Annotated in this window: 6 protein-coding genes and 1 pseudogene; 2 read left to right on the top strand and 5 right to left on the bottom strand. The window is 52.6% G+C overall.

The features are described from left to right. Together AC1HCM_RS08740 and AC1HCM_RS08735 are read left to right on the top strand one after the other, a co-directional pair. Positions 1-213 (top strand): hydrogenase expression/formation C-terminal domain-containing protein (locus AC1HCM_RS08740; RefSeq protein WP_479461384.1); only part of this gene is annotated, 213 nt, incomplete at its 5' end. After that, positions 182-472 (top strand): 2Fe-2S iron-sulfur cluster-binding protein, encoded by a 291-nt coding sequence (locus AC1HCM_RS08735; protein WP_479461383.1) that lies wholly within the window; start codon positions 182-184, stop codon positions 470-472. The genes AC1HCM_RS08740 and AC1HCM_RS08735, both read left to right, overlap by 32 nt. Here AC1HCM_RS08735 and AC1HCM_RS08730 read toward each other — a convergent pair. The 5 genes and pseudogenes from AC1HCM_RS08730 to AC1HCM_RS08710 form a co-directional block, all read right to left on the bottom strand. Beyond that, positions 456-1649 carry a F0F1 ATP synthase subunit gamma gene (locus tag AC1HCM_RS08730; RefSeq protein ID WP_479461382.1) on the bottom strand — a complete coding sequence of 398 codons (1194 nt, stop codon included), beginning with the start codon at positions 1647-1649 and terminating at the stop codon, positions 456-458. The two genes, AC1HCM_RS08735 and AC1HCM_RS08730, sit on opposite strands and share 17 nt — an antisense overlap. Next, positions 1649-2251: an RdgB/HAM1 family non-canonical purine NTP pyrophosphatase gene (gene rdgB, locus AC1HCM_RS08725; protein WP_479461381.1), complete on the bottom strand. Its 603-nt coding sequence runs from the start codon at positions 2249-2251 to the stop codon at positions 1649-1651. Before rdgB ends, AC1HCM_RS08730 begins: the two co-directional genes overlap by 1 nt. After that, positions 2248-2844: a LabA-like NYN domain-containing protein gene (locus AC1HCM_RS08720; protein WP_479461380.1), complete on the bottom strand. Its 597-nt coding sequence runs from the start codon at positions 2842-2844 to the stop codon at positions 2248-2250. The genes rdgB and AC1HCM_RS08720 overlap by 4 nt, the downstream gene beginning before the upstream one ends. Next, complete coding sequence (locus AC1HCM_RS08715) at positions 2841-4064, bottom strand: baeRF12 domain-containing protein (RefSeq protein WP_479461379.1); 1224 nt, start codon at positions 4062-4064, stop codon at positions 2841-2843. The genes AC1HCM_RS08720 and AC1HCM_RS08715 overlap by 4 nt, the downstream gene beginning before the upstream one ends. A gap of 27 nt (positions 4065-4091) precedes the next feature. Beyond that, positions 4092-4371, bottom strand: a pseudogene (locus tag AC1HCM_RS08710) (hypothetical protein); the annotation flags it as partial.

Raw genomic sequence — 4371 nt, 5'->3', positions numbered from 1 at the left:
ACCGAGTGGAGGGAAACGGGGATCTACGGCGTCTGGATAGGCGTTATGTACGACAGGGACAGAAAGCCCGTCCTTGAAACGATAGAGATAACTGACTTTCCCCGTCTTGCAGCCTCCCAGAGAGAGGATATAGAGGAGTCCATAAAGGTCCTTGAAGAGAGGCTCAAGGAGGTGGTCAAGCGTGCCCAGAGTGAGGGTGCTGAACCTGAATAACATCGCATTTGAAGGCATAGAGAACCAGAGCATAATGGAGATACTTTACAGGTACGGCTACGAGATTGACAGCGCCTGCGGAGGACACGGACAGTGTTCTTCCTGCCGGGTGATAATCCTTGAAGGGATGGAGAACCTCTACCCACCCACCTTTGAAGAGGAGGAGGCTATAGATGAGTTCGGTCTATCGGAGAGGGAGAGGCTCTCCTGTCAGGCAAAGCTCAACGGAAGGGGAGATGTGGTCATATACCTCCCCTGAACTTCGTTATTTCCCTAAGATACCTCAGAGCTGTTAGGTCGGCTGCCTTTGAAAGGCTCAGGAGTCTGAAGCCCCCGAGTAAGTTAGCCCTCCTAACCTCACCTATAGGATAGCCCATGTCCTCAAGCCTTTCCTTGAGAAGGGATACAATGGGGTCGGGGAGGTTAAGGCCCACCTCCAGCAGGTAGCCCTCCTCAAGGATGTCCCTGTATCTCTCTTCTTCCGTGGCTATGTGGGAGAGAACTATGTCCTCAATCTCCTTTGTTATCTTCTCCTGCCTAAGCTTATTCATAAGTCGCTGGTACTCAAGGAGCCTCCTGTCAATGTTCTCCTTTATGCGGGTTACGGTTCTGTATCTGGCGAAGTTCAGAGAGGTGAAGTGCTCAAGGAAGACCTCCCTCATGAAAAAGTCAAGGTAAAGCTCCAGAAGTTCCTCAATCAGCCTGTCTTCATCACCTTCAACGTTCAGGATTGTGGTCGGTGAGTACCTCTTCCTCACATCCGCAGGGAGAAAGCGAACCACTATCGGTCTGAACTTACCCCTCTCAACCACCGCGAGGGGCTTTGCCCTCAGAACCTCCTCAAACCTTGTGTAGAAGAAGGGGCTCTCGGCGGGAAGCTCCTCAACAGCCCTCTCTTCGGTGGGTTCAATCGCCCTGCCCCTGCCAACCTCCGGTCTCTGGAACACCACGTAGGTGGCATCGCTAACCCTCCTTATGTACCTGTCAACGAGCTCCTCCCTTATCTCCTCAACCCTGTTCCAGTCAATGTCCTTTGTGAGTATGTTTTCGTAAATCACCGCTCCGAGGGAGCGGTACTTTGAGAGGGCTCCCCTCCCTCCGGCTATAAATAGGCTCACCCTTCTGTCCCTCTTAGCTTCAAGGACCGCATCAATGGCTCTTATGGTTCTGAGGATGAAGTCCCCCACGTATCCCCTGTCGCTTGTCAGGACGAGAACGTCTATGGACCTCTCATCCCTCATCTCTAAGAGCTCCGTTCTAACGCCAGAGTAAAGGGAGTAGAGGTGTTCCAGAACCTCCTGAAGCCTCAGGAAGTAGGGCATTGTGGCTCCAACCTGGGAGCTGAGCCTCTTGTACCTGTTGACAGCTATAGCACCCCAGACGTTGAGGGTGCTCCTCAGAGCCTGGAGGGTAGTTATCTTCTTTCTTATATCCACTACGGGTTAAGGCGCTCAAGAAGGCGGGCGAGCTTCCTCAGGGCTTTCCCCCGGTGGGATATGGAGTCCTTCTCTTCGGGACTGAGCTGAGCCATCGTCCTGTCGTAGCCTTCGGGGATAAACACGGGGTCGTAGCCAAATCCCCCTTCCCCTCGCGGGGACTCCGCTATCCTTCCCCTGCACTCTCCACAGCTGAAGAGCCCGTATTCTCCCAAGTGAAGGACAACGCACGCCACGAACTTCGCCTCCCTGTCTTCTCTGCCCTCAAGGAGTCTAAGGAGTTTCCTTATGTTAGCCTCATCGGGGGAGAGCTTTGGCTCTTCTCTGCCTCCATATTCTATGGCGTAAAACCTGCTTGAGTATATTCCCGGATAGCCTCTCAGGGACTCAACCACGAGCCCGGAGTCATCGGCTATGGCTGGGACTCCAAACCTACTGTGGTACGCCTGAGCCTTTTTGCAGGCATTCTCAAGGAAGCTATCTCCTTTCTCCTCAACCTCAAGCTTTTCAGGAGGAGCTACCACTTCGTAGCCGAGGGGCGCGAGTATTCTCTCAATCTCCCTGAGCTTTCCCCGGTTGGTGGTCGCAGCTATAACCTTCATCTCTTCCAGAGGCTCTTTATCTTTGCCCAGAAGCCAACCTCCTCGTAGAGGGCGGGCTTCTCCTCGTAGGTGAAGCGGTCAAGGAAGTCATCAAGGAGTATGAAGCGGTCGCAGGTCTTTCTGAGGTTGTAGGAGCTTGTCTTTTTAAAGGTTGCGTTCTCAACCCTCTTTCCTATCCTCTGGATCTCCTCAACGGTGTAGAGGAAGTCGCTGTCCCCGCTGACAAGGACTGCGGTGTCGTAGGCGTTCTGGTAGGCTAAGGAGAGCATATCGGTGGCGAGCATTATATCAACTTCCTTCTCTATGAACTCCCCAGAGGGGAGCTTCCTGAGCTTTGCAAGCTTCACCTTAACTCCTGACAGGGCGAGCTCATCCAAGAACCTCTTCTGCCTGACCAGGCTCTCCCACTCGGGTGTTCCCTTCCTGACATCCCTGTCCTGAGGAACAGCGGTGTAGAAGTAAGTCCTCACGAGCCTCCTGCTCTCTCTCAGGAACTCAACGAGTCGCCCATAATCTATCTTTATCTTCAGATACCTTATTCCGTGAAAAAGGTTTGAGCCGTCTATAAAGATCATCAACCTCTCTTCGTTCATAGGCTGAATCTCAGGAAGGCGGCAAGCCCATCTATCCTCCTCTGAAGCTCAGGGCTGACTATTACCTCCACGGTAGCCCTCTGGTCAAGGGCTTCCTCTATAACCTCGTCAACGATGTCCTCAATCTCTAAGGCTTTCTCCTCGGGAAGGGGGCACTCGGGCTTGAGGAAGACGAGATGGCTCTCGGGACAAAGGTATCCGGGCTTCTCAAAGTCTTCTGGTATGAGCACGGTCTTAACGTTACCCAAGGAGAGCATCTCAAGGACTTTCGTTGTGCCGTTCACGGCGAGACCCCTTCCTATGAGCTCCTCCATCTCCTCAACGAGCCTCTTCTCCTCCTCCCTGTCCTTCTCCCAGAGAAGGTTAAGGACTTTCTCCCTAACCTCGTGGGGTTTGGCTTCGGAGGGGTTTATCTCAATGTAGCCTATTAGCCTCTCCCTGAGGTAGGTATGGAGGTGGTTCTCTATGTCCTTGAGACCTTCCTCCACAAAGCCTCCTATAACGAGCTTGTCAAACTTGCTCTCCTTCCACTCCTCAAAGGCTGCGTCCGAGGCGAGCTTGAAGACCCTGTGCCTCTCCTCCTTTATCCTCATGTGAAAGCGCCACTCACCGTAAGAGTGCTGAACCATGTTTGGAGCAGCTCCCCGTGCTGGCATACTGAGCTTGAAGGTCCCCTCCGCGCCTTTAAGGGTACTGCCACCGCTGTGAAACCTGTGGGCACGGGTAGCCAAGGGTTCAAGGAAGTCCAGCTTCTCGGTTATGCCTTCAATGTCCATCAGGAAGTACCTTATGTGCTTCCTGTCAACCAAGAGAACACCTATCCTTCCGAACTCCTCGTCTATCGCCGCTATCTCCCTTATCAGAGGGTCGGGAGAAACCATGAGCCTGCTCCTGTATACGTAAGGGAGCTTTATGGTCTCAAAGAGACCTTCCTTTGAGCAGGAGAATACAGCTATACCCCTGCAGCCAACGAGGTTCTTCGGCTCACTGAGAAACTCACCTATGAGCTCAAAGTCCTTCTCAACTGAGCTCCTCACATCCTCAGAAAGCTCCCTCCTGTCAAGCTCCCTCTTCTTCTCCTTAACCATGTCCTTATAGAGGGTCAAGTACTTGTTGTCCTGTCTCTCCTCAGGTCTCAGGTGAAGGTAGAGGGTTGTAACCATAGAGTCCTTGGGTCTGAACGAAGAGAGCCTCTCAAGGCTTTCCCTCAAACTTGCCATGTTTTCCTCCTTTCTGTCAATGAGAGTTTAACCTGTATCTATTTTACTCAATACGTTCCTTATGTAGCGCTCCTTCTCCTTCTCGTCCTCTGAACCCAGTATGCCCACAACCTCCCATCTTCCATCTCTCCTCTTTAAATAGACACGCCCTCCCGAGAACCTGAGCTTGAAGACGTCGGATAGTGTGGCAAGGGGCTGAACGTTCTCCTTCCCCTCCCTCTGGGAGAAACGTAAAAGCTCTTTTAGAAATATCCCCCTCTTATCGGGAGGGAGGCTGAGAAACTCCTCAACCGCTCTGGTGCTGAAG

The organism is Hydrogenivirga sp., from assembly GCF_056450045.1.
Note: the sequence above shows the minus strand (reverse complement) of the source record. Positions and strands in the feature narration are given on the sequence as shown.

Excerpts from the sequence above, each read along its gene's own strand:
- rdgB (WP_479461381.1), bottom strand. The coding sequence starts at position 2,251 with ATGAAGGTTATAGCTGCGACCACCAACCGGGGAAAGCTCAGGGAGATT.
- AC1HCM_RS08720 (WP_479461380.1), bottom strand. The coding sequence starts at position 2,844 with ATGAACGAAGAGAGGTTGATGATCTTTATAGACGGCTCAAACCTTTTT.
- AC1HCM_RS08715 (WP_479461379.1), bottom strand. The coding sequence starts at position 4,064 with ATGGCAAGTTTGAGGGAAAGCCTTGAGAGGCTCTCTTCGTTCAGACCC.